Raw genomic sequence first — 20,660 nt, forward strand, 5'->3', positions numbered from 1 at the left:
CGAGTTCAAGGCTTGATATTCGAAAAAGGCGCGGCCACAAGCCCTTTCGGGCCCGCGACCGCGCCTCATCCGACTTCCCGGTCCGAGGGGGACGATCAGCTCAGGCGCTCGAGCACCATTGCCATGCCCTGACCGCCGCCGACGCACATGGTCTCCACGCCGAACTGCTTGTCGTGGGTCTGCAGGTTGTTGAGCAGGGTGGCGGTGATCCGCGCGCCGGTCATGCCGAACGGGTGACCGAGGGCGATCGCACCACCGGAGACGTTCAGCTTGTCCTCGTCGATGCCGAGCTCGCGGGCGGAGCCGAGCACCTGCACGGCGAACGCCTCGTTGATCTCGAACAGGTCGATGTCGGAGATGGTCTTGCCGGCGTGGGCGAGCGCCTTCTTCACGGCCTCGATCGGGCCCAGACCCATGATCTCCGGCGACAGGCCGGACACGCCGGTCGAGACGATCCGCGCCAGCGGGGTCAGCCCTAGCTCCTTGGCCTTGGTGTCGGACATGATCACCAGGGCCGCGGCGCCGTCGTTGAGCGGGCAGGCGTTGCCGGCGGTGATGGTGCCGTCGGGGCGGAAGACCGGCTTCAGCTGGCTCACGGCCTCGTAGGTGGTGCCGGGCCGCGGCCCGTCGTCGGTGGTCACGACGGTGCCGTCGGGCAGGGTGACGGGGCTGATCTCGCGCTCGAAGAAGCCCGACTTGATGGCTTCCTCGGCCCGGTTCTGCGACCGCACACCCCACCGGTCCTGGTCCTCGCGGGAGATGCCGGTGAGCGAGGCGACGTTCTCCGCGGTCTGGCCCATCGCGATGTAGACGTCGGGCAGCAGGGCCTCGCTGCGCGGGTCGGTCCACGCGGTGCCGCCCTCGGCGAGCGTGGCGGTGCGGGCCTCGGCGTCGGCGAAGAGCGGGTTCTTGGTGTTCGGCAGGCCGTCGGCGTTGCCGGTGACGAAGCTGGAGACGGACTCGACACCGGCGGAGACGAACACGTCCCCCTCGCCGGCCTTGATCGCGTGCAGCGCCATGCGGGTGGTCTGCAGCGACGACGAGCAGTAGCGGTTGACGGTCACGCCGGGCAGGAAGTCGTAGCCCAGCTGCACGGCGACGACGCGGGCGATGTTGAACCCGGACTGGCCGGCGGGCTGGCCGCAGCCGAGCATCAGGTCGTCGATCTGGGCCGGGTCCAGCTCCGGCACCTTCGCCAGGGCGGCCGCGACCATCTGGGTGGCCAGGTCGTCCGGACGCACCGTCCTGAGCGACCCCTTCATCGCCCGCCCGATGGGAGAACGGGCGGCGGACACAATCACAGCTTCGGGCATCACGTGCTCCTTGTTTTGTGTTGACGCTTCGAGTCTCTACAGGCCCAGATCGCGGCCGATGAGTTCCTTCATGATCTCGTTGGTGCCGGCCCAGATCTTGGTGACGCGGGCGTCCTTCCATGCACGAGCCACACGGTACTCGTTCATGAAGCCGTAGCCACCGTGGATCTGCACGCACGCGTCCAGGACCTCGGACTGCGTCTGCGCGGTCCACCACTTGGCCTTGGCCGCGTCCACGGCGGTGAGCTTGCCGTCGGCGTGGGCCTCGACGGCCTGATCGACGTAGGCCTCGGCCACCTCGATCTTGGTGATCAGCTCGGCGAGCAGGAACTTGTTGTACTGCATGGCGCCGATGGCCTGGCCGAACGCCTTGCGCTCCTTCGCGTACTCGATGGTCTCGAGCAGGATGTGCTTGGCGTGGTGCACATTGTTGACCGCGGACCCGAGCCGCTCCTGCGGCAGCATCTTCATCATCGAGATGAAGCCCATGCCCTCCTCGCCGATGAGGTTGGCGTGCGGGACGCGGACGTCCTTGAAGAACAACTCTGCGGTGTCGGCCTCGGGCTGGCCGACCTTGTCGAGCTTGCGACCGTTCTCGAAGCCCTCCATGCCGCGCTCGACGGCGAACAGGGAGATGCCCTTCGCGCCCTTCGACGGGTCGGTGCGGGCCGCGACGACGACGAGGTCGCAGTTGTAACCGTTGGTGATGAAGGTCTTGGCGCCGTTGAGGATCCAGTCGTCACCGTCGCGCACGGCGGTGGTCTTCAGGTTGGCGAGGTCGGAACCGCCGGAAGGCTCGGTCATACCGATGGCGCAGATGAGCTCACCGGTGGCGCAGCGCGGCAGCCAGCGCTCACGCTGCTCCTCGTTGCCCAGGTGGACGATGTAGGGAACGGTGATGTCCGAGTGGATGCCCATCGACGACGACAGCGCCATGTTCGCGCGGGCGAACTCCTCGCCGAGGATGGCGTTGAAGCGGTAGTCGTTCGCCTCCATGCCACCGAAGCGCTCCGGGATCTCGAGTCCCAGGAAGCCGGCCTTACCGGCCTCGATCCAGATGTCACGGGGAATCTCGTGACGTTCGATGAGCTCCTCCGCACGGGGCATGACGAACCGGTTCACGAACTCGCGCGCCGACTCGCGGAACGCCTCGTGATCGGGGCCGTACAGGGTGCGTTGCATCAACCGCTCCTCAAATCTGTAAGCATCTGCTTATTTTCTAAGCGTGCGCTTATAGTGAACCGCGGCCGCTATCTTGTCAACCAGGGCCGTAGCAGGAACGGGAGCAGGACGTGAGCACATCGAGGGACGCGGTGATCAGCGGATCGAAGGCCGCGGCCCGCCTACGCGAGGCGGCCGTCGAGGTGTTCGCCGAGAACGGCTACGGCGGCACCACCACCAGACTGATCGCCGCCCGCCTCGACATGAGCCCGGCCGCGATGTATCCCCACTACAAGTCCAAGGAAGAGCTGCTCTACGCGATCAGCTACGAGGGCCACGACCTGGCCCTCGAGGTCGTGCGCGACGCCGACCTCCCCGGTGAGGACGCCACCACTCGGCTGGCCAACGTCATCGGCCGGTTCGCCGAGTGGCAGGCCGAGCACCATCGCCGCGCCCGCGTCGTCCAGTACGAGCTCACCGCCCTGACGCCCGAGCACTACCGCGTCATCACCGGCCTGCGGCGGCGCACCACCCAGGTCGTCCGCACCATCGTCGACGCCGGCGTCGCCTCGGGTGAGTTCACCGTCCCCGACACCGAGGGCGTCACCCTTGCCCTGATGTCGCTGTGCGTCGACATCTGCCGCTGGTACCCCTCCGGCCGCTACCACGAGCCCCACGCCCTCGCGCACCTCTACTCCGATCTCGCCCTCCGGCTCGTGGGCGCCGTCCGCTAGCATCTGTCCCCACACGACGGATCGGGGGGTCCATGGGTGGGGGGCAATGTTCGCGCGGCCGTCGGTCGTCCGCGCCCGCAATCGACGTCGCGTGCGACCGGGAAGCGAGCGAACGAGAGCGACGACGACACCTGCGCACTCGCGGATGGATCGTCGCCCTCGTCGCGGCGGCGGTCAGCGCGTGCACCGCCGTCACGCCCGCGGCACCCACGGAACCACCCGCCACCACCACGACGACACGCACACCCCGCATCGTCGACGAATCCGACCGCCCCCCAGTCACGTTCGACCCCTGCCTCGACATCCCCGACCGAGTGCTCGTCGAGGCGGGCTACGACCCGAGGTCGGAGGAGATCAGCGACTTCGCCGCGACGCACTACACCTTCCTCACCTGCCGCTACGAGGGCACCCTGCATATCCCCGGCGTTCTGCGCCGGTACGGACTCAACGTCATGTCCGGCAACATCACTTTCGCCGAGGTGCAGGTGAAGGTCGCCGAGTACTCCACTCCCATCGAGATCAACGGTCGGCGTGCATTGCTCGAACGAGACCCGGGCCGGTCATGGTCGTGCGCCGTCAACGTCGAGACCTCCTTCGGTGTCCTCATCGTTTCCCGTGTCTATCACCCCGACCAGTCCGCCGAAGTGCCGCAAGACGAGCTATGCGCCGGAATTGAAGACACGACGTCACGCATCGCCGCTCAACTCGCCAACTGAAGGACCGACGTGAGCAAACCGCTACGACTCGACCCACAAACGATCGAAGAGATCGTCGCCATCTGCGAGACCATGCTCGCCAATCTCCGCCATGCGATAGACCGAACCGACGAGTTGACCACGGTCGGAAGCTTCGGTGGATTCGAGTCCGCGGAACAGCTTCGGCAAGGTTTCCTCACCAAGGCCAGAGGCACCCCCACGTCCGCCTACGAGCGGCTCACCCAATTCCACGAGGCCCTCTCCCGCATGCGCGACACGTTCGCCGCCGGTGGACAGGGCTTCCTCGACGCCGACTACGACTGGGCCCGGCAACTCGGCACCACCGACTCCGCGTGAACCGCCGCCACTGCGCGTCACTCCGAAACCCGGAGAATTCCACGAGTCGTGCTGTATCCGCGCGGGCGCCAGTCGTCCGCGACCACCATTGGGGGAGCGCATGACTGGAAAAGTCGCGGATGGCTGATGCCGTTCGTTCCTCGGCACGACTCGCCACGAGACCGCACGGTCCGCTACGATGCTGCGCACTACCACGGAATCGGGGGGACTCCATGGACACGTCACTTGATGTTTCGCACGGCACCGGAAGACGCACGGCGCAGCACGTCGCGACCGTGAGCGAAAGCACCGAATAGGGTGCCGGAGAACGAGAATCCCGTCGCAGCGATGCTCGAACCGCTGCTCGAGCATCGGGTACCGGAGCGGGTCGGCGCGCTGGCGGACTGGCACACCAGACTGGTGGCACGGCTCGAAGGCAGCTTCGATCCCGACTACGCCACCGCATTCGAGAACTTCCACAGTATGGAGCACGACGCCATCTATCGAGACGTCCAGAGAATGGACCCGGGCGCGATGCGAAGCCTGGCGGAGAGCTGGCGCAAGATCGCGACCGACATGAGCGTCGGTTTCATCTTCGGAACCCAGATGATCTGCAACAAGATTGCCGAGGGGTGGGATGGTGACGCGGCGCGCCGCGCCGTGGCGGCGACCCGCTCCTTCGCGAGGTCGACCGAACAACTCGTGACCGCGCTGCTTGCGGTGTCGACCAAACTCGCTGCGGCATCGGAGGTCGCTTCGGCTGTGCGGAACAACGTGCCACCACCGCCGGCGCAGATTCCGATGCCGTTGGGCGTGGTGGTGCCCCAGGACACGGCCGAGTTCGCGCGGGCGGCGGAGGCGGCGCACGCCGAGGCGGTACGCGTCATGGAATCGCTCTACGTCCCGCATTACCGTGAATCCGGCACGGCGGTTCCGGTCCTGCCGTCGCCGCACGAGGCGACGGCAGGATCCGGTCCGGTCGGGGCAGACCTGTCGCGCCACCCCTCGGGCAGCGCGGAGGGCCGGGGCGGCGGCATCGGCCCCTCGGCCTCGGCGGCCGGCACCGGGCCCTCGGCCTCGGTGGCCGGCGCCGACGACGGGCAGGTCACGGACGCTCCGTCCCGCGGCACCTCCGCGACAGACGGGGAAGCAGACCCGGGCGGCCCGGCGCCGGGCGCCGGCGAGCCTGCAGCCACCACCCCGGCCGCGACGACGACGGCTGGCGCGACGTCGGGCCCGGAGCGGTACCCGGGTTCGGGTGGACCTCCGGGCGGACCCGGTGGTCCAACGTCCGGAGGCGCCGGCGGTGGAAGCGGCGGCTCCGGCGCTGCCGGTCCCGGCGGGCTCGGACCCGTGGGTGGCCTACCGGTCGCGAACGGTACGACGAACCCGGCGACGTCGGCCGCCGGCGCCCGCGCCGGGTCGGCCCGTCCGGGCGGCATGTACCCGGGCATGCTGGGCGCCCCGGCGCGTCCTGCGCGCGACGACGAGGCCGCCCGCACGGTGCCCAGTTTTCTGGTGGGCGCCGACAACGGGAACGAGCTCGTCGGTCCGATCCCGCTCACCGCGCCGCCGGTGCTGGGGGTCGATCCGGCATGAGGTGGCGGCTCACCCCCGACCGGTTCCTGGCCCTGTGGACCGCGACGGGACTCGACGAGATTCCGTTTCCTCTGCGCTACCGCTCCACCGCGCTGTGGGAGGACGAGCACGCCGCGAACCTCGAGGCGGCCCACCGGTGGCGGCGCACGAATCCCGACGAGCGGCTCACCGCGGCGATAGCGACGATGCGATACGCGGAGGTCGCCGTCGAGGTGTACGGGCAGTTCTCGGAGGGCTCCGAGTTGCGGCTGCGGGGATGCATCAGGCACGACTGCGCCGTTCTGGCGCGGCAGGATCCGGGAGGTGCCGGCGATCTCGTCGTGACGGCGACCGCGGCGCACACACTGGCGGAGGCGGTCGTACAGTGCCTACCCGGCGCGCCCCCGGGTACGGCGCCGGCGCTGTCGGCACCCACCGCGGAAGTGGCGGAGTTCGCGCGCCCGACGCAGGTGCTCCGGACCGCGCAGGCGCCCCCGGCCGTCCGGTTGCGGCGGCTGCTGACCGATCCGCGGTCCGGGACGGGCAGCGTACGGGTGCTGTGCTCACCGGACGGTCTGAACTTCACGCCGGTCACCGATCTCGGCTGGTTCGACGTCGCAGGCGACGGGCGGTACCTGTTCCGGACCGGCCACCACACCCACGTCTGCCCGGCCACCCCGGAGCTGCTGCGCGACGAGCTGGCCTACGCGGTCGACGAGGCGCGCGAGAAGCGGGGTCGCGTCGGCGCTGCCGGTTTACGCTGGGTGCATGGCTGAACGGGATCGAACGGTCGACGGCAAACCGCAGAACGCCCGCCCGCGCGACGCCCTGGGGCGCCCGTTGCCCTACGGCGAGGAGGGAGTCGAACGGGTCCCGGAGGACCTGCAGCTCGAGCCCGACGAGGCGATCACCGAGGCGCAGCGGCTGCTCGACCACGGGTATCCGTTCCATGCGCACGAGGTGCTGGAAGGCACGTGGAAGTCGGCGCCGGCCGACGAGCGGACGCTGTGGCAGGGCTTGGCGCAGCTCACCGTGGGGCTGACGCATCTGCTGCGGGACAATCCGGCCGGGGCCGCGTCGCTGCTACGGCAGGGGGAGGCTCGGATCCGCCATTACGAGGACGAGCCGCCGCACGGGCTGGACATAGACGGCCTCGCGGCATGGGCGGAACACCTGTTGACGGAGATCGCGCGCGGCGAGCCGATCCCGGCGCCGCCGATACCGCGGCTGCGGCTGCCCTGATGCCCGTGCTCCCGATGTTCCCGCTGGGAACCGCGCTGCTTCCGGGCGACGCCCTTCCACTCCACGTGTTCGAACCGAGGTATCGAGAGCTGGTCCGGGACTGCCTCGCAGATCCGGACGGGCCGCGGTTCGGCGTGGTGCTCATCGAGCGAGGCCACGAGGTGGGTGGGGGCGAGACCCGCCACGACGTCGGCACGGTCGCGCGGATCGTGATGGACACCGAACTCGACGACGGTCGCTACTTCCTGGAATGCATCGGCGAGGAACGCATCCGGGTGATCGACTGGCTACCGGACGACCCGTATCCGCGGGCGGAGGTCGAGCCGTGGCCGGACATGGAGTCCGGTCCGGTGGACTTCTCCGGCCTGAGCGTGGGGCTCGGCCGGCTGTACGGTCTGCTCGACCGCCTGTCGGGCGGCCGGATCGAACCCCCGAGCATCACCGAACTGCCCGACGAGCCGGGTGCCCGGCTGTTCGCGCTGGCACGCTTCGTCCCTATGGGTGAGGCCGACCGGCTGCAGGTACTCACGGCGCACGGACCCACCGAACGATTGGCCGTGCTGACCGAATGCATCTCGAACGCTGTCCAACTCGCGCAGTGGCGCCTCGACAGTACGTAAGGGCGAGGGCGAACCGCCTCGCGGACAGCGCATGACCTCCCTCGACCGCACCCGCGCGTCTGCCGGTCAACCGCTGCCGCACCCCGTCGGTCGCCAGGACGACCGCGCACGTCGCCGACGGTTGCATCCCGACAGCCGGGAACGAACACACGACGATCCGGGCATCTGCGCGGCCCAGAAAAGCTCAATCCCCATGCGGAACACATCAACTGGTATGGTTCTGCCGTCGATAGGGGGGATCGAACAATGTCGAAATGGGGCGTCGTTGTCCTTCAGCTGGCCAAGGTGGCGTTGTGGTACGTGGGGGGCTTGCTGGCCATCGGTGGAATATCCGCAGCAGCGAGCCTGCTGAGGCCGGACCTTCCGGATTCCGGCTGGGCGCCACCACCACCGATCACGACGACACGCACCGAGTCGCCCACTGCCGCAACACCACCGCGCGAACTCCCCCCGGGTTTCCCGTCGATGGAGCGCGCTCCGCTCCCGCCGGAGGTTCCCGAAGGGCAACCGCAACCGGTACCGACACGGTTCGGGCTCACGTACACCACTCCAGCCGGCTGGTTCGGGCAGGGCCAATCGGTCATGGGCTGGAGAAGCCGGGACGGTGCAGCGATGGTGATCGGTTCGGCATCCGCTTTCGGGAAGGAGTACTGCGAGGCGGACGACACGTCGATGCTGGCCGCAGTGGGGATCACGGGGCGCCCAACGGGCGACCTCCTGACCGTCGCTGCTCACGAAGTCCGGGCGGTCGAATGGATGTACTCCGACGACGGACGACTGCCGACGATCAACTATTCGGACCCCGTCCATTTCGAGATTGCCGGAAACCCGGCAGTCCGGCTCACGGCTCTGGTGTCCGACATCCCGCCCACCGACGAATGTGACCCGCCGGCAGCGCGGTTGGACGTCGTGGCCACCACCGGCCTTGCAACAGCGGAGGTCGCGGTCTTCGTCGTCCGGGCGGATCGCGGTGTGGCCGGACAGCTCGACGACAGCTCTATCGATGATCTCGTCGCGTCGCTGAGGAGATCGTGATGCCCGGGACGCACGAGGAATTCTCCGCCACCACACGCCGGATAGCCGGCGCTGCCGTCGCCGTGCAGGAGATCGGACACGATGTTGTGCGGGCGAACCGGTATCTCGCCGTCCACGGTGAGCCGAACGGCAATTTCGACGGTGTGCTGTTGCAGACGATCCGGGCCGGGTTCCAGGCGGTTCTCCCGTCGGCACAGTCTCGATACTTCCATGTTGCCGATCTCTGCCTGAAGACCAGCATCGAACTGAACCGGTGCGCGTGGATGTACGACGACACCGAGGCACGGAATTACGAACGGCTCAATGCCAACATGCTCTTCCCGAAGTCGGTCGACGCATTCGATCCCGACACACCGGCGCCCGGTCCGGCGCGGCCGTATCCCGGCACCTTCCCGTATGGCGGTCCGGACCGGATCGAACTCGGTCACCCCGAAACCCTCCCCGAGGACGTCCGTCAGGTCGTCGCGGATGCAGCCGGTTGGCTCGGCGATGTCGACGAGGCGATCGACATGCTGACCGGGTGGAGCCCGATCGCGCAGGTCGTCGAACCGCTGGGCGGAAACTGGAACGAACTCGAGCGCCTCGGCGACGCCTATCGCATCGCCGGGGAGGCGGTAGAGACCAGCGGCGGGAACCTCGCCGCCGTCGTCCGGACCCTGGATCCCCACTGGGGCGGGCAGGCCGCCCGGGCGTTCACGGACTACGCCGACCGCATCGTCGATGCCCTCCGATGGGAGGGACCGGTCGGACGCGTCATCAAGGAGACGTGCTACCTGGTTGCGGAGAAGATCCGGGAGGGGATCGTCACGGCGGTTCGGTCACTGAAGGAGATGCTCGAAGAAGAAGTGGCATTCGACGACGCGTTGCAGAAGTTGAAGTTCCTGCTGAAGAAGACTCCGTTCGTCGGTACGGCCGCACAGATCGTCACGATCACCAAAATCGTTCAGAACACGATGGAATTCGTCGACGATGTAGTGGACCGGATCCGCGAGCTCGCCGACGCATTGAAGGAATTCCTCGACGCACTGTCGTCGCCGGCGGACGTCCTGAAGGATCGGGTCGAGCAGAAGCTGGCGCCGCTGACCGAGGCGCACGAGCGCACCGAGCACAGGGCGGAGGTGGCCATCGACCTCGCCGGCGTCGCAGACGTGAGCAGCCCCGTGAACAAGCCCTCCAGCGCGTATTCGGTCGGTGAGGACCCGTGGGCGGATGCGATATGAGGGAAGTACCGCCGCACCTCGACAGTCCACTGCGGCGAATCCACCAGGCCGTGACCGACTTCGAAGCCGCCGTGATCCGCGCACGAGGGTTCGCCGGCGCCGACCGGGACCGACGCATCGAGGTCGACGATGCGTTGATGGAACAACTCGCAGCGACCGCGGAAGCGTCCCCCGAGTTGCGGCTGTATGCGTCGAGAGTCGCTGCCGGACAGTGCCGGTGGTCCGAGATCGAGGTGACGGCGCGTCCGGTTCCGCCGGAGGTGGCCGAACTCAAGACGAATCCGCGGCTCCGGTGGTTCCCGGAACCGACGCGTACCTCGACTGCGGAAGGGCAGGAATGGGAGTCCTACCGGATCCCCTGGCAGTAGCTCCCCTACCCGTGGTGGCCGCGGCGGTGCGTCCTTCGGGCTGTCCTGGCAGCCCGAAGGACACACCGGCCGTGTCAGCGGCCGATGAGTGCGAGGCGTTCGATCTCGGCGAAGTCGGTGCCGGCGGCCTCCGGCCGGGAGCGGCCGACCAGCGAGCCCACATAGGCCAGCAGGAATCCCGCCGGCACGGACACGAGGGCCGGGATCGTGAGCGGGAAGATCGGGTCGATCCCGTGGATCAGCCCGGTGGGTCCCAGGATGTTGGGACTGATCGCCACCAACCCGAGGCTCACTGCGAGGCCGCCGACCAGGGCCCAGGTCGCGCCGACGCGGTTGAATCCGCGCCAGTAGATGCTCAGCAGCAGCACAGGCAGGCTGGTGCTCGCGGCGACGGCGAACGCGACGTTGGCGAGGAAGCCGAGGTTGAAGCCCTTGGCCCCGAGCGCGAGGAACATGGCGACGACGGCGATGCCGAGCAGTGACAGCCGGGCCACCTTCAATTGCTGTTCACCGGTGGCCTTTCCGCCCTTGACGACGTGAGTGTAGAGGTCGTGCGCGAACGCTCCGGAGGTGGCGATGGCGACGCCGGCGAGGACCGCGAGGATCGTGGCGAGGGTGATGCCGATGATCACGGCCTCGAGGGCAGGACCGCCGAGGGCGCCGGCGAGCTGAACGACGGCGAGGTTACCCTGTGGATGCGCGGCGGCGATGGCGTCGGATCCGAGGGCGCGGATCGCGCCGTATCCGACGAACGGCAGCACCACGTAGAAGGCGCTGAAGATCCACAGTGCGACCACACCGGATTTGCGGGCGGCGCGGGCGTCCTTGACGGTGAGGAACCGGACCATCACGTGCGGCAGACCCATCACGCCGAGGGCAAGGGCGAGCTGCTGGGAGATGATGTCGAAGGTCTTGGTGGTGTTCTGCGGGTGCGACGACGTGACCGAGTCCGGCAGCGGCTCGACGACGTGCAGCGGGCTCGGCCCGTACTTCGCGAGCACCAGGAACAGGATGAGAGCGGTGCCGGTCAGCAGCAGCCCGGTCTTGAGCACCTGCACCCAGGTGGTGGCGAGCATGCCGCCGAACATGGTGTAGACGACCATGAGCAGCCCGAGGACGATGACGGCGACCCAGAACTTGATGCCCAGCAGGGCCTGCACGAGCAGTCCCGCGCCGACGAACTGGATCACCATGTACATCGCGGAGATGACGATCGTGGTGACGGCGAGAGCGGCGCGCAGTCCGCGGCCGTCGAACCGGGCGGCGACGGCGTCGGCGAGGGTGAAGCGGCCGAGGTTGCGCAGCGGTTCGGCGATGATGAGCAGCACCAGCAGGTACGCCAGAGGCACCGCGGTGGCGTAGTAGAAGCCACTGAACCCGGCGATCCCGATCATGCCGGTGATTCCGAGAAACGAAGCGGCCGAGACGTAGTCGCCGGAGATGGCCAGTCCGTTGCCGACGGGCCCGACCTGCCCCTCGGCGACGTAGTGCGAGTCCGTGGAGGTGTTGCGCTTGGCGGCCAGGTAGGTGATGCCGAGGGTGACACCGATGATGGCGACGACGATCGCGACGCTGAGTCCCATGCCGGTCACCGCCCTTCCAGCGCGGCAAGGTGCGCATCGACGACTGCATCCATGCGGCGCGCCCAGCGGGTGTAGATCTGCGCGACGACGAGGATCGCGGCGAAGACGGCGAACCCGACCCAGTACGCGATGCCGAGTCCGCCGAGGCGGCCGGACAAGACCGTGGTGGAGGTTGTCAGGACGATGTAGCCCATGAACACCGCGAGCAGGACGGCTGCGGAGCCGAGCGACAGGCGTCGGCGTTGCCGAGCAAGGGCGAGGACGGCGTCGAGACCGGCGTCGTCCGGCCGGGTCGTGCCGCCGCCGGCGGCCGTGGAGATGTCGAGCGACATGATCACCTCAATGGGGTGTGAAGGGATCAATCAATCAATGCTTTGATTGATTGGACGCCCTACCGTAAGTGAGGGCCATCACAAAGCGCAAGTACTCCGGCGCCGCGACTCAGTCGCGGGTGTGGATATCGAGGTCGTCGGCCGCGGTGGCGAGCTTCTCCAGCAGGCCGATCAGGATGGTCTGCTCGGGCTTGGTCAGCACGCTCGTCCAGGTCCGTTCGCGCTTGTTGTGCGCCGCGTAGGTGCTGGTGATCGCGTCGACACCGGCCTGGGTCAGACTCAGCTCGACCGAGCGCCGGTCGCGCTCAGAGCGCCGCCGGGTCACGAGGCCGTCCCGTTCCAGCGTGTTGACCAGCGCGGACACGGCGGCGCGGCTCATACCGGAGAGCTGGGCGACCCGCTTGGCATCGCTCGGCCCGGACAACCACAGCATGAACAGCACCCGGAAGCCGGGCCAGCTCCAGCCCTGCGGGCGGTGCACGGTGGACTCGAGGTCGTAGACGAGTGCACTCGCGACCCGGGTCAGTTCGAGCACGAGCCGCATCGACTGGGGATCGACCTCGGGCATGACGCGCGTCGTCTTGCGCACGGCGAAGTCGACAAAGCTCAGAAAGTCCAGGTTGTCCACGTCGTCCGCAGGCTCGCTCACCCCGCCAGCGTAGAGGTGGCGCCGCATGCACCGTGCCGAAGTGGTCAAAGGCTTGCGCATCCGGTGTGACGCCACTTACATTGGTCACAGATTCGTTCAAACCTTTTACTAACTGGGGTGGTTCCATATGACCGCACTGTCCTTCGCTTCCTCCGCCGATCTGGGCGAGAAGGAGCAGACCCTCGAGATTCTCGCCGACGGGGTGTACGCGCTGACCGCCGAGGGCGATCCCAACCTCGGGGCTGTCGAGGGCGAGGACTTCCTCGTGTGCTTCGAGGCGCTCGCCACCCCGGTCGCGGCGCGCGACTGGCTGGCCAAGCTGCGTGAGCACACCGACAAGCCCGTGCGCTACCTCGTGCTCTCGCACTACCACGCGGTGCGGGTGCTGGGAGCGTCCGCCTTCGACGCCGACACCATCGTCGCGCACGAGAACACCTACAACCTCATCGCCGAGCGCGGCCGGGAGGACTGGGAGTCCGAGTTCGGCCGCATGCCGCGCCTGGCCAAGGGTGCCGACTCCGTGCCCGGCCTGACCTGGCCGACACTGACGTTCAGCGACCGGCTCACCATCGACCTCGGTGGCGACCGCGGCAACCTGGTGCTCCAGCACCTCGGCCGCGGCCACACCGAGGGCGACATCGTCGCGTGGCTGCCGCAGCAGAAGATCCTGTTCGCCGGCGATCTCGTCGAGGCGCAGGCCGCGCTGTACACGGGCGATGCGTTCCACCGCGACTGGTCCACCGGCACACTCGACCGGATCAAGGCGCTCGGCGCCGAGGCGCTCGTCGGCGGGCGCGGCGCGGTCAGCCGCGGCCGCGAGGAGGTCGACGCCGCCATCGAGCAGACCCGGCACTTCCTGAACGTGATGCTCACCGAGGTAGGGACCGTGCAGCGGCGTGGCGGCACATTGAAGGAGGCGTTCGAGGCGACGCACGCGGCACTGTTCGACCGCTATGGGCACTGGCCGATCTTCGAGCACTGCCTGCCGTTCGACGTCTCCCGGGTGTGGGACGAACTGTCCGGCATCGAACGGCCCGTGATCTGGACCGCCGAGCGCGACCACGAGGTCTGGGCCCAGCTCCAGAGCTGACCCCACCACGGTACGAGAAGGAAATGTGATGACAGTGCGGAACATTCACAACGGCACCGTCGCGGTGCTCGGGAACGGACCCGTCGGGCAGACCACCGCCCTGCTGCTCGCCCGGTGGGGCATTCGCGTGATCGTCCTGGACGCTCGCCCCGAACGCGACCCGATCGGCTCGAAGGCGATCTGCCAGCAACGCGACGTGCTCGAAGTGTGGGCCGCCGTCGGTGTCGGCGAGCAGGTCGCCGCGGAGGGCGTCACGTGGGACACCGCGAGCACCTTCTACCGCGACGAGAAGCTGTTCACCCAACCGTTCGTCGACAACGGCCGCTCCGCGTTCCCGCCGTTCGTCAACATCTCCCAGGCCCGCACGGAGCAGCTGCTCGACGAGCGCATCGCCGAGGAACCGCTCATCGAGGTCCGGTGGGGTCACCATGTCGACGGTATCGACCAGGACGACGCCGGCGTACGCGTGCTGTGCACGACCCCGGACGGTCCCGCCGTCGTGCCCGTCGCCTACGCGGTCGCGACGATGGGGGCGCGGGCCGACGGGTTCCGCACGCACCTCGGGCTGGACTTCGCGGGTCGCACGTTCGACGACAAGTTCCTCATCTGCGACATCAAGGCCGACATCCCCGACTGGGCACACGAGCGCAGGTTCTACTTCGATCCCGAGTGGAATCCCGGACGCCAGGTGCTCATCCACCCGTGCCCGGATTCGACGTTCCGCATCGACTGGCAGGTCCCCGGCGACTACGACCTCGAGGCCGAAACGGAGAGCGGCGCCCTCGACCGCCGGATCCGCCGGATCATCGGCGCCGAGCTGCCCTACGAGATCGTGTGGAAGTCCGTGTACCGCTTCCATGCTCGTCTCGTCGACCGGATGCGCGTGGGCCGCGTCCTCGTCGCCGGCGACTGCGCTCATCTCGTGTCGCCGTTCGGTGCGCGCGGACTGAACTCCGGGGTCGGCGACGCCGAGAACGCCGCGTGGAAGCTCGCGTTCGTGCTGCGCGGCTGGGCCGACGAGTCGCTCCTGGACACCTACGACCTGGAGCGGCGGGCCGCGGCGCGCGAGAACATCGAGGTCACCTCCGCGACAATGGATTTCCTGGTGCCGCAGACCGACGAGCAGCGCGCACACCGCCTGCGTATCCTCGAGGCGGCGGCCGACGACGCCGACGCCCGCGCCCAGGTCGACTCGGGCCGCCTCGCGGAACCGTTCTGGTATGCCGACTCGCCACTGACCACCGCGGACCCGGCCCGTCCCTTCGCTGGTCGGCCCGCCAGGGGTGTTGCTCCACAGCCCGTTCCGGGCGTTCTGCTGCCGGACATGCCGGTCGCGGTGTGCGGTCGGGCCACGCGCCTGCGTGCGCTGGCCCGGGCGGGAATCCTGCTCCTGCACGGCCGCGACGTCGACGCGACCACGCTGCGCACGCTCGCGCTGGACGCCACGAGCGCGCCGGTTCGGATCCACGCCATCGGCGACATCGACGCGACCGGCGCGCTCGCCGAAAGCCTTTCCGCGGCAGCGCACGAGGTGTGGGTTGTCCGGCCCGACGCGCACATCGCCGCGGTCGTCGACACCGCGGACCCGGCCGTGCTGACCGATGCGATCCGCACCGCCACCGGACGGCGGGTCGTGGCCCCGCTGGTGGCCGCGGTGTGACACAGAAGTGGTACGCGCTCCCCGGTCACAAACCGGGGAGCGCGTCCGCGGTCAGCGCCGGGTGCGGCGTTCCCGCTCCGACAGACCGCCCCACACACCGTGCCGCTCCCTGCTGAGCATCGCGTGGGTTCGGCACTCCGTCAGCACCGGGCAGCTCGCGCAGATCCGCTTCGCGGCGGCCTCGCGCCGGCGCCGGACGTGCGATGGTTCGTCGTCCGGGGCGAAGAAGTAGAATTCACCGGCGGATCGGCAGCTACCGCGGAACCGCCAGCCGAGGGTCGGCCGGGTGTACTCGCTCAGCAGGCTCACCCAACAATCACCACGTCCAGGGTCCGCGGACCGTGCACACCCTCGACTCGTTCGAGTTCGATGTCGGAGGTTGCGGACGGGCCGCTGATCATGGTGGTGGGCCGCTCCGGCACCAGCCGGGCCAGTGCCTCCGGGACCCCGACCTCGACGTCGGCGAGCGGCACCACGCACACGTGCAGGTCCGGCACCAGGGTCAGCGCACGCCGCCCCTGGCCCGGGCTTCCGTCGAGGAAGATCGTGCCGGTCTCGGCGCACGTGACGGCGGAGGCGGTGACGACGCCGTCGAGTGCGCCGAGGTCCGGCGCGGGGATCTCGGCCGAGTCCACCACCACGTCACCGTCGAACCGCGCCAGCCACGAGGGATCCAGTCCGGCGGGAATTCCCACGCGCCGCACACCCCGCTCTGCGAGGACCCGTGCGAGCACGTCGGGCAGGTCGCCGGGCGTGCACTCGTGGACGTGTGCCTTGTAGTCGACGAGCCGGTCCACGAGCAGTTCCCGGCGCTGCGCGTCGGGCAGGGTTCGTCCGGTGCGATAGTCGCGCGGAACCTGCACGGGCTCCGGCGGAGCCAGGGTCAGGGCGTCACGGATCCGGCCGAGGATGACATCCCGGGTGCTCACTGCTGTCGTCCCTTCTCGCGAGCCTGCGCCAGCGCGGCCCGCCCCTCGTCCGAGTTCCACCATTGCCGGAACGTCTGTTTCGGTGGTGCCGGAATGTCACGCGCCTCGGTCCAGCCTCCCAGCGGCCCGGGCAGCGTCGTGATCTTCCCCTTCCTCCCGGCGAGGAGCCGGCCGAGTCCGACGGCCTTCTGCGCGGCCGTCCACCGGCGCGACGACGACATCGCCAGCGAGGCCGCCTTCATCGCCGCGGCCTCGACCCCGAACGGCGCGTGCTCGACCTTCTGGTGCCGCAGTTCGACCAGCAGCGACGGGATGTCGATCTTGACCGGGCACGCGTCGAAACATGCTCCGCACAGGCTCGACGCGAACGGCAGGGTCGCGTTGGGGTCACCCGGTGTGTCCATGCCGGCGAGTTGCGGGCTGAGCACGGCGCCGATCGGCCCGGGATACGTCGAGCCGTAGGCGTGCCCGCCGGTGCGCTCGTACACCGGGCACACGTTCAGGCAGGCCGAGCACCGGATGCAGTGCAGCGCTTCGCGTCCCACCCCGTCGGCGAGCGCGGCGGTGCGGCCGTTGTCGAGCAGCACGAGATGGAACTCCTGCGGTCCGTCGCCGGGGGTGACGCCGGTCCACATCGACGTGTACGGGTTCATCCGCTCCCCCGTCGACGACCGCGGCAGCAGTTGCAGGAACACCTCGAGGTCCCGGAAGGTGGGCAGCAGCTTCTCGATGCCCATCACCGTGATGAGGGTCTGCGGCAGGGTCAGGCACATGCGACCGTTGCCCTCGGATTCGACGACGGCGAGCGTGCCGGTCTCGGCGATCCCGAAGTTCGCGCCCGACACCGCGACCGGCACGGTCATGAACTTCCGGCGCAGGAACGTGCGGGCCGCGGCCGCGAGATGTGCCGGGTTGTCGTCGAGATCGGGGTCGACATCGGGCATCTCGCGCAGGAAGATCTCGCGGATCTCGGCACGGTTGCGGTGGATGGCGGGGACGAGGATGTGCGACGGCTTGTCGTGACCCAGCTGGACGATGAGTTCGGCGAGATCGGTCTCGTAGGCCGTGATCCCCTGGTCCTCGAGATGCTCGTTGAGCCCGATTTCCTGCGTGGCCATCGACTTGACCTTGATGACCTCGTCCGAGCCGGTCTTGCGGACCAGGTCGGTGACGATGGCGTTGGCCTCGGCGGCGTCGGCCGCCCAGTGCACGACGCCACCGCGGGCGACGACCGCCGCCTCGAGCTCGATGAGCAGTTCCGGCAGCCGGCCGAGCACGTCGCGCTTGACGGCGGCGCCGGCGTCGCGGAGCTGTTGCCAGTCGGGCAGTTCGTCGGTCACGTTCAGCCGCTTGGCCCGGATGGTGTGGGTTGCCTTGCCGATGTTGCGGCGCAGCTGGGTGTTCGCGAGTTCGTGATGCGCTGCGGCGGGGAATTTCTCGGTGCCGCGCAGATTGCCGGAGCCGCGCGGGGGGACGGCGGGCATGCCGAGGACGGTCATGCGGGCACTCCCTTCGGCGCGACGGCCGGTTCGACGGAGGCGAGGATCTCCGCGAGGTGGATGGTGCGGGCCCCGGTGCGCAGGCGCGAGAGCCCGCCGCCGATGTGCATCAGGCACGACGAGTCGCCGGCGCTGCAGTATTCGGCGCCGGTCGCGGTGATGTTGCACAGCTTGTCCGCGAGCATCGCGGTGGAGGTCTCGGCGTTCTTGATCGCGAACGTGCCGCCGAATCCGCAGCAGGAGTCGGCCTCGGGCAGTTCGACGAGGTCGATCTCGCGGACCGCCCGCAGCAGTTGCAGCGGTCTGTCGCCGACGCGCAGCATACGCAGCGAATGGCAGGTGGGGTGATAGGTGACCCGGTGCGGGAAGTAGGCGCCGACGTCGGTGACGCCGAGGACGTCGACGAGGAACTCGGACAGCTCGTACGTCTTCGCCTTCACCGTGTCGACGCGGCCGCACAGCGCCGGCGAGCCGTAGCGGGCGGCGACGATCTCGTGCTGGTGCCGCACGGAACCGACGCAGGACCCGGACGGCGCGACGATCGCGTCGATGTGGGTGTCGCCGAAGGTGTCGGCGTAGTTCTCGACGAGGGGCAGCGCGTCGGGTTGGTAGCCGGTGTTGACGTGCATCTGGCCGCAGCAGGTCTGGCCTTCGGGGAAGACGACGTCGTGGCCGAGCCGGGTGAGGAGCAGGGCGGTGGCCGAGACGGCACCGGGGAACATCGTGTCCCCGAGGCACGTCGCGAACAGGGCGATTCGCATGTGGATCTCCGCATCGGGTCTGTGTGGTCAGACCACAGTAACGCATGGTCGGTGCGGTGCGTCACCCCCTCGGCCGAAATTCCCCCGGATCCCTCCGGCACTCGATTGTGACCGGGGTCATGGTGTACGGTCCTGTGGTCTGACCACAGAACCCGCCGCGGTCCGCGGCGCAAACCGGGAGTTTCATGTGGAAACCGAACTGCTGGCGGTGACGTACACGCCGTCGACCACCGCCGTCGCCGGCAACCTCACCGCGACGGCCCTGCTGGGCCTGGTCCCCCTGCTGACGTTCTTCGTGCTGCTCGCCGGCCTCAAGCTCAAGGCCTGGTACTCCGGGCTCGGCGCGCTCGCCGTCGCACTCGTCGTCGCCGTCGTCGGCTTCGGCATGCCGGCGCCGCTGGCCGGACTGTCCGCGCTGCAGGGCATCACGTTCGGCCTGTTCCCGGTCATGTGGATCGTGGTGACCGCAATCTGGTTCTACGAACTCACCGTTGTCAGTGGACGTTTCGAGGACTTGCGGCACGTGTTCAACTCGGTCGGTCACGGCGACATGCGCATCCAGGCGATGCTCATCGCATTCTGCTTCGGCGGCATGCTCGAGGCCCTCGCCGGATTCGGCGCACCGGTCGCCATCACCGGCGCGATGCTCATCGCGATCGGAATGCCCCCGATCCGCGCCGCCGTCACCGTGCTCGTCGCGAACACCGCACCGGTTGCATTCGGCGCCATGGCAATTCCGATCACCACCGCCGGCAACCTCACCGGCATCCCGTCGACCGAGATCGCGGCCGTCGTCGGCCGGCAGACGCCGGTCCTGGCGTGGTTCGTGCCGTTGCTGTTGCTGCTGCTGGTCGACGGCCGGCGCGGCGTCCGGCAGGTGTGGCCGATCGCGCTGGTCACCGGTTTCGCCTTCGCGGTCGCCCAGTACTGGTGCTCGAGCAACTTCTCGTACGAACTCACCGACGTCGTCGCGTCCCTCGTCGGGCTCGCCGCCGCCGTCCTCATGCTGCGGTTCTGGCGGCCCACCACGCCCGAGGACCAGCATTCGCACGTCACGGCCGAACCGATCGGCGCCGTGCGCACGGCAATGGCCCTGTTCCCGTACCTGCTCGTCATCGTGGTGTTCGGCATCGCCAAGCTGTGGACCCTCGGCCTCGACGTGCCGAAGTGGCTGTCGGGCACCGATATCAAGATCGAGTGGCCCGGGCTGTACGGGAATCTGCTTACCGCGAGCGGGGATCCGTCGACCGGGGCGATCTACACGCTGCCGTGGCTGTCGAATCCCGGCACGCTCCTGCTGCTCTCGGGGATCATCGTCGGCGTCGTGTACACGGTGCGCAGCGGCGACGGGCGGTTCCCGATGACCGTCCGGCTCACCTTCCGCACCTTCGTCGAAACACTGTGGAAGATGCGGCTTTCCATCGCCACAGTGGCGACGGTGCTCGGACTGGCGTACGTGATGAACCACTCCGGGCAGACCGTCGCGATCGGTACGTGGCTCGCCGGCACCGGCGCGATCTTCGCGTTGCTGTCGCCGATCCTCGGCTGGCTGGGTACCGCCGTCACCGGCTCGGACACCTCGGCGAACGCGCTGTTCGCGCGGCTGCAGCAGACAGCGGGCCAGGCCGCGGGTATCGATCCGACACTGCTGGTCGCGGCGAACACCTCCGGCGGTGTCGTCGGCAAGCTGATCAGCCCGCAGAACCTCACCATCGCGGCGACCGCAGTCGCCCGGCCGGGCAGCGAGCCGCTGCTGCTGCGCAAGGTCGTCGGCTACAGCGTCGGGATGCTCGCGCTGTTGTGTGTGCTGGTGTATCTCCAGTCGACTCCGGTGCTGTCGTGGATGCTGCCGTGA

The 20,660-nt window shown here is 68.7% G+C and carries 22 protein-coding genes; 13 read left to right on the forward strand and 9 right to left on the reverse strand.

The annotated features are described in order from the left end of the window. Positions 1-95: 95 nt before the first annotated feature. Positions 96-1,313, reverse strand: a complete 1,218-nt coding sequence (locus HFP48_RS24850; RefSeq protein WP_168580228.1) for an acetyl-CoA C-acetyltransferase — start codon at positions 1,311-1,313, stop codon at positions 96-98. Positions 1,314-1,349: 36 nt separating this feature from the next. Then, on the reverse strand, positions 1,350-2,495 hold the full coding sequence (locus HFP48_RS24855) for an acyl-CoA dehydrogenase family protein (protein WP_006940667.1): 1,146 nt from the start codon (positions 2,493-2,495) through the stop codon (positions 1,350-1,352). 110 nt (positions 2,496-2,605) lie between these two features. Here HFP48_RS24855 and HFP48_RS24860 point away from each other — a divergent pair, with 110 nt between their 5' ends. From HFP48_RS24860 to HFP48_RS24905, 10 genes are all read left to right on the forward strand, one after another. After that, positions 2,606-3,208, forward strand: coding sequence for a TetR/AcrR family transcriptional regulator (locus tag HFP48_RS24860; protein ID WP_029546461.1), 603 nt, complete (start codon positions 2,606-2,608; stop codon positions 3,206-3,208). 32 nt (positions 3,209-3,240) lie between these two features. Beyond that, positions 3,241-3,924, forward strand: coding sequence for a DUF3558 domain-containing protein (locus HFP48_RS24865; RefSeq protein ID WP_080688641.1), 684 nt, complete (start codon positions 3,241-3,243; stop codon positions 3,922-3,924). Between the two features lie 9 nt (positions 3,925-3,933). Then, entirely contained in the window at positions 3,934-4,260 is a 327-nt protein-coding gene (locus HFP48_RS24870; RefSeq protein WP_050036030.1) for a hypothetical protein, read from the forward strand. Positions 4,261-4,587: 327 nt separating this feature from the next. Next, the gene (locus tag HFP48_RS24875) at positions 4,588-5,838 is read left to right on the forward strand and encodes a hypothetical protein (protein WP_050036461.1); all 1,251 of its coding nucleotides are present in this window, start codon (positions 4,588-4,590) and stop codon (positions 5,836-5,838) included. After that, positions 5,835-6,593: an ESX secretion-associated protein EspG gene (locus tag HFP48_RS24880; protein WP_050036031.1), complete on the forward strand. Its 759-nt coding sequence runs from the start codon at positions 5,835-5,837 to the stop codon at positions 6,591-6,593. The genes HFP48_RS24875 and HFP48_RS24880 overlap by 4 nt, the downstream gene beginning before the upstream one ends. Then, the gene (locus tag HFP48_RS24885) at positions 6,586-7,059 is read left to right on the forward strand and encodes a DUF309 domain-containing protein (protein ID WP_006940659.1); all 474 of its coding nucleotides are present in this window, start codon (positions 6,586-6,588) and stop codon (positions 7,057-7,059) included. The genes HFP48_RS24880 and HFP48_RS24885 overlap by 8 nt, the downstream gene beginning before the upstream one ends. Continuing rightward, positions 7,059-7,679 (forward strand): LON peptidase substrate-binding domain-containing protein, encoded by a 621-nt coding sequence (locus HFP48_RS24890; RefSeq protein WP_029546465.1) that lies wholly within the window; start codon positions 7,059-7,061, stop codon positions 7,677-7,679. The genes HFP48_RS24885 and HFP48_RS24890 overlap by 1 nt, the downstream gene beginning before the upstream one ends. Positions 7,680-8,291: 612 nt before the next feature. Then, a complete protein-coding gene (locus HFP48_RS24895; RefSeq protein WP_050036032.1) occupies positions 8,292-8,714 on the forward strand; it encodes a hypothetical protein in 423 nt (140 codons plus the stop codon). Then, positions 8,714-9,934 (forward strand): hypothetical protein, encoded by a 1,221-nt coding sequence (locus HFP48_RS24900; RefSeq protein WP_168580229.1) that lies wholly within the window; start codon positions 8,714-8,716, stop codon positions 9,932-9,934. Before HFP48_RS24895 ends, HFP48_RS24900 begins: the two co-directional genes overlap by 1 nt. A gap of 50 nt (positions 9,935-9,984) precedes the next feature. Next, the gene (locus HFP48_RS24905) at positions 9,985-10,302 is read left to right on the forward strand and encodes a hypothetical protein (RefSeq protein WP_231385961.1); all 318 of its coding nucleotides are present in this window, start codon (positions 9,985-9,987) and stop codon (positions 10,300-10,302) included. A 74-nt stretch (positions 10,303-10,376) separates the two neighbouring features. On the opposite strand, the gene HFP48_RS24910 is transcribed toward HFP48_RS24905, so the two are convergent. The 3 genes from HFP48_RS24910 to HFP48_RS24920 all read right to left on the reverse strand — a co-directional run bounded on the left by HFP48_RS24910 (position 10,377) and on the right by HFP48_RS24920 (position 12,866). Continuing rightward, positions 10,377-11,885, reverse strand: coding sequence for a cation acetate symporter (locus HFP48_RS24910; protein ID WP_065923364.1), 1,509 nt, complete (start codon positions 11,883-11,885; stop codon positions 10,377-10,379). A gap of 5 nt (positions 11,886-11,890) precedes the next feature. Then, complete coding sequence (locus HFP48_RS24915; protein WP_006940653.1) at positions 11,891-12,217, reverse strand: DUF485 domain-containing protein; 327 nt, start codon at positions 12,215-12,217, stop codon at positions 11,891-11,893. Positions 12,218-12,326: 109 nt separating this feature from the next. Beyond that, on the reverse strand, positions 12,327-12,866 hold the full coding sequence (locus tag HFP48_RS24920) for a MarR family winged helix-turn-helix transcriptional regulator (protein WP_029546471.1): 540 nt from the start codon (positions 12,864-12,866) through the stop codon (positions 12,327-12,329). A 127-nt stretch (positions 12,867-12,993) separates the two neighbouring features. On the opposite strand from HFP48_RS24920, the gene HFP48_RS24925 reads away from it, so the two are divergent. Together HFP48_RS24925 and HFP48_RS24930 are read left to right on the forward strand one after the other, a co-directional pair. After that, positions 12,994-13,956, forward strand: coding sequence for an MBL fold metallo-hydrolase (locus HFP48_RS24925; protein WP_029546472.1), 963 nt, complete (start codon positions 12,994-12,996; stop codon positions 13,954-13,956). A gap of 28 nt (positions 13,957-13,984) precedes the next feature. Beyond that, positions 13,985-15,616, forward strand: a complete 1,632-nt coding sequence (locus tag HFP48_RS24930; protein WP_050036035.1) for an FAD-dependent monooxygenase — start codon at positions 13,985-13,987, stop codon at positions 15,614-15,616. Between the two features lie 51 nt (positions 15,617-15,667). Here the strand turns inward: HFP48_RS24930 and HFP48_RS24935 are convergent, their stop codons facing one another. From HFP48_RS24935 to HFP48_RS24950, 4 genes are read right to left on the reverse strand one after another with little or no spacing between them, the layout of a single operon-like run. Next, positions 15,668-15,925 (reverse strand): WhiB family transcriptional regulator, encoded by a 258-nt coding sequence (locus HFP48_RS24935; RefSeq protein WP_144415055.1) that lies wholly within the window; start codon positions 15,923-15,925, stop codon positions 15,668-15,670. Next, entirely contained in the window at positions 15,922-16,545 is a 624-nt protein-coding gene (locus HFP48_RS24940) for an LUD domain-containing protein (RefSeq protein ID WP_006940643.1), read from the reverse strand. The genes HFP48_RS24935 and HFP48_RS24940 overlap by 4 nt, the downstream gene beginning before the upstream one ends. After that, positions 16,542-18,044, reverse strand: a complete 1,503-nt coding sequence (locus tag HFP48_RS24945; RefSeq protein ID WP_050036036.1) for a LutB/LldF family L-lactate oxidation iron-sulfur protein — start codon at positions 18,042-18,044, stop codon at positions 16,542-16,544. The genes HFP48_RS24940 and HFP48_RS24945 overlap by 4 nt, the downstream gene beginning before the upstream one ends. Beyond that, positions 18,041-18,805: a (Fe-S)-binding protein gene (locus HFP48_RS24950; RefSeq protein ID WP_050036037.1), complete on the reverse strand. Its 765-nt coding sequence runs from the start codon at positions 18,803-18,805 to the stop codon at positions 18,041-18,043. The genes HFP48_RS24945 and HFP48_RS24950 overlap by 4 nt, the downstream gene beginning before the upstream one ends. A gap of 187 nt (positions 18,806-18,992) precedes the next feature. Here HFP48_RS24950 and HFP48_RS24955 point away from each other — a divergent pair, with 187 nt between their 5' ends. After that, complete coding sequence (locus tag HFP48_RS24955; RefSeq protein WP_168580230.1) at positions 18,993-20,660, forward strand: L-lactate permease; 1,668 nt, start codon at positions 18,993-18,995, stop codon at positions 20,658-20,660.

This window comes from Rhodococcus sp. DMU1, assembly GCF_012272955.1.
GTDB classification, from domain to species: domain Bacteria; phylum Actinomycetota; class Actinomycetes; order Mycobacteriales; family Mycobacteriaceae; genus Rhodococcus; species Rhodococcus aetherivorans.

Bases quoted from the DNA above. Each gene is read 5' to 3' on its own strand.
- HFP48_RS24850 (WP_168580228.1), bottom strand. From the start codon at position 1,313: ATGCCCGAAGCTGTGATTGTGTCCGCCGCCCGTTCTCCCATCGGGCGG.
- HFP48_RS24855 (WP_006940667.1), bottom strand. From the start codon at position 2,495: ATGCAACGCACCCTGTACGGCCCCGATCACGAGGCGTTCCGCGAGTCG.
- HFP48_RS24865 (WP_080688641.1), top strand. From the start codon at position 3,241: ATGGGTGGGGGGCAATGTTCGCGCGGCCGTCGGTCGTCCGCGCCCGCA.
- HFP48_RS24875 (WP_050036461.1), top strand. From the start codon at position 4,588: ATGCTCGAACCGCTGCTCGAGCATCGGGTACCGGAGCGGGTCGGCGCG.
- HFP48_RS24880 (WP_050036031.1), top strand. From the start codon at position 5,835: ATGAGGTGGCGGCTCACCCCCGACCGGTTCCTGGCCCTGTGGACCGCG.
- HFP48_RS24885 (WP_006940659.1), top strand. From the start codon at position 6,586: ATGGCTGAACGGGATCGAACGGTCGACGGCAAACCGCAGAACGCCCGC.
- HFP48_RS24890 (WP_029546465.1), top strand. From the start codon at position 7,059: ATGCCCGTGCTCCCGATGTTCCCGCTGGGAACCGCGCTGCTTCCGGGC.
- HFP48_RS24895 (WP_050036032.1), top strand. From the start codon at position 8,292: ATGGTGATCGGTTCGGCATCCGCTTTCGGGAAGGAGTACTGCGAGGCG.
- HFP48_RS24900 (WP_168580229.1), top strand. From the start codon at position 8,714: ATGCCCGGGACGCACGAGGAATTCTCCGCCACCACACGCCGGATAGCC.
- HFP48_RS24910 (WP_065923364.1), bottom strand. From the start codon at position 11,885: ATGGGACTCAGCGTCGCGATCGTCGTCGCCATCATCGGTGTCACCCTC.
- HFP48_RS24915 (WP_006940653.1), bottom strand. From the start codon at position 12,217: ATGTCGCTCGACATCTCCACGGCCGCCGGCGGCGGCACGACCCGGCCG.
- HFP48_RS24925 (WP_029546472.1), top strand. From the start codon at position 12,994: ATGACCGCACTGTCCTTCGCTTCCTCCGCCGATCTGGGCGAGAAGGAG.
- HFP48_RS24930 (WP_050036035.1), top strand. From the start codon at position 13,985: ATGACAGTGCGGAACATTCACAACGGCACCGTCGCGGTGCTCGGGAAC.
- HFP48_RS24945 (WP_050036036.1), bottom strand. From the start codon at position 18,044: ATGACCGTCCTCGGCATGCCCGCCGTCCCCCCGCGCGGCTCCGGCAAT.
- HFP48_RS24950 (WP_050036037.1), bottom strand. From the start codon at position 18,805: ATGCGAATCGCCCTGTTCGCGACGTGCCTCGGGGACACGATGTTCCCC.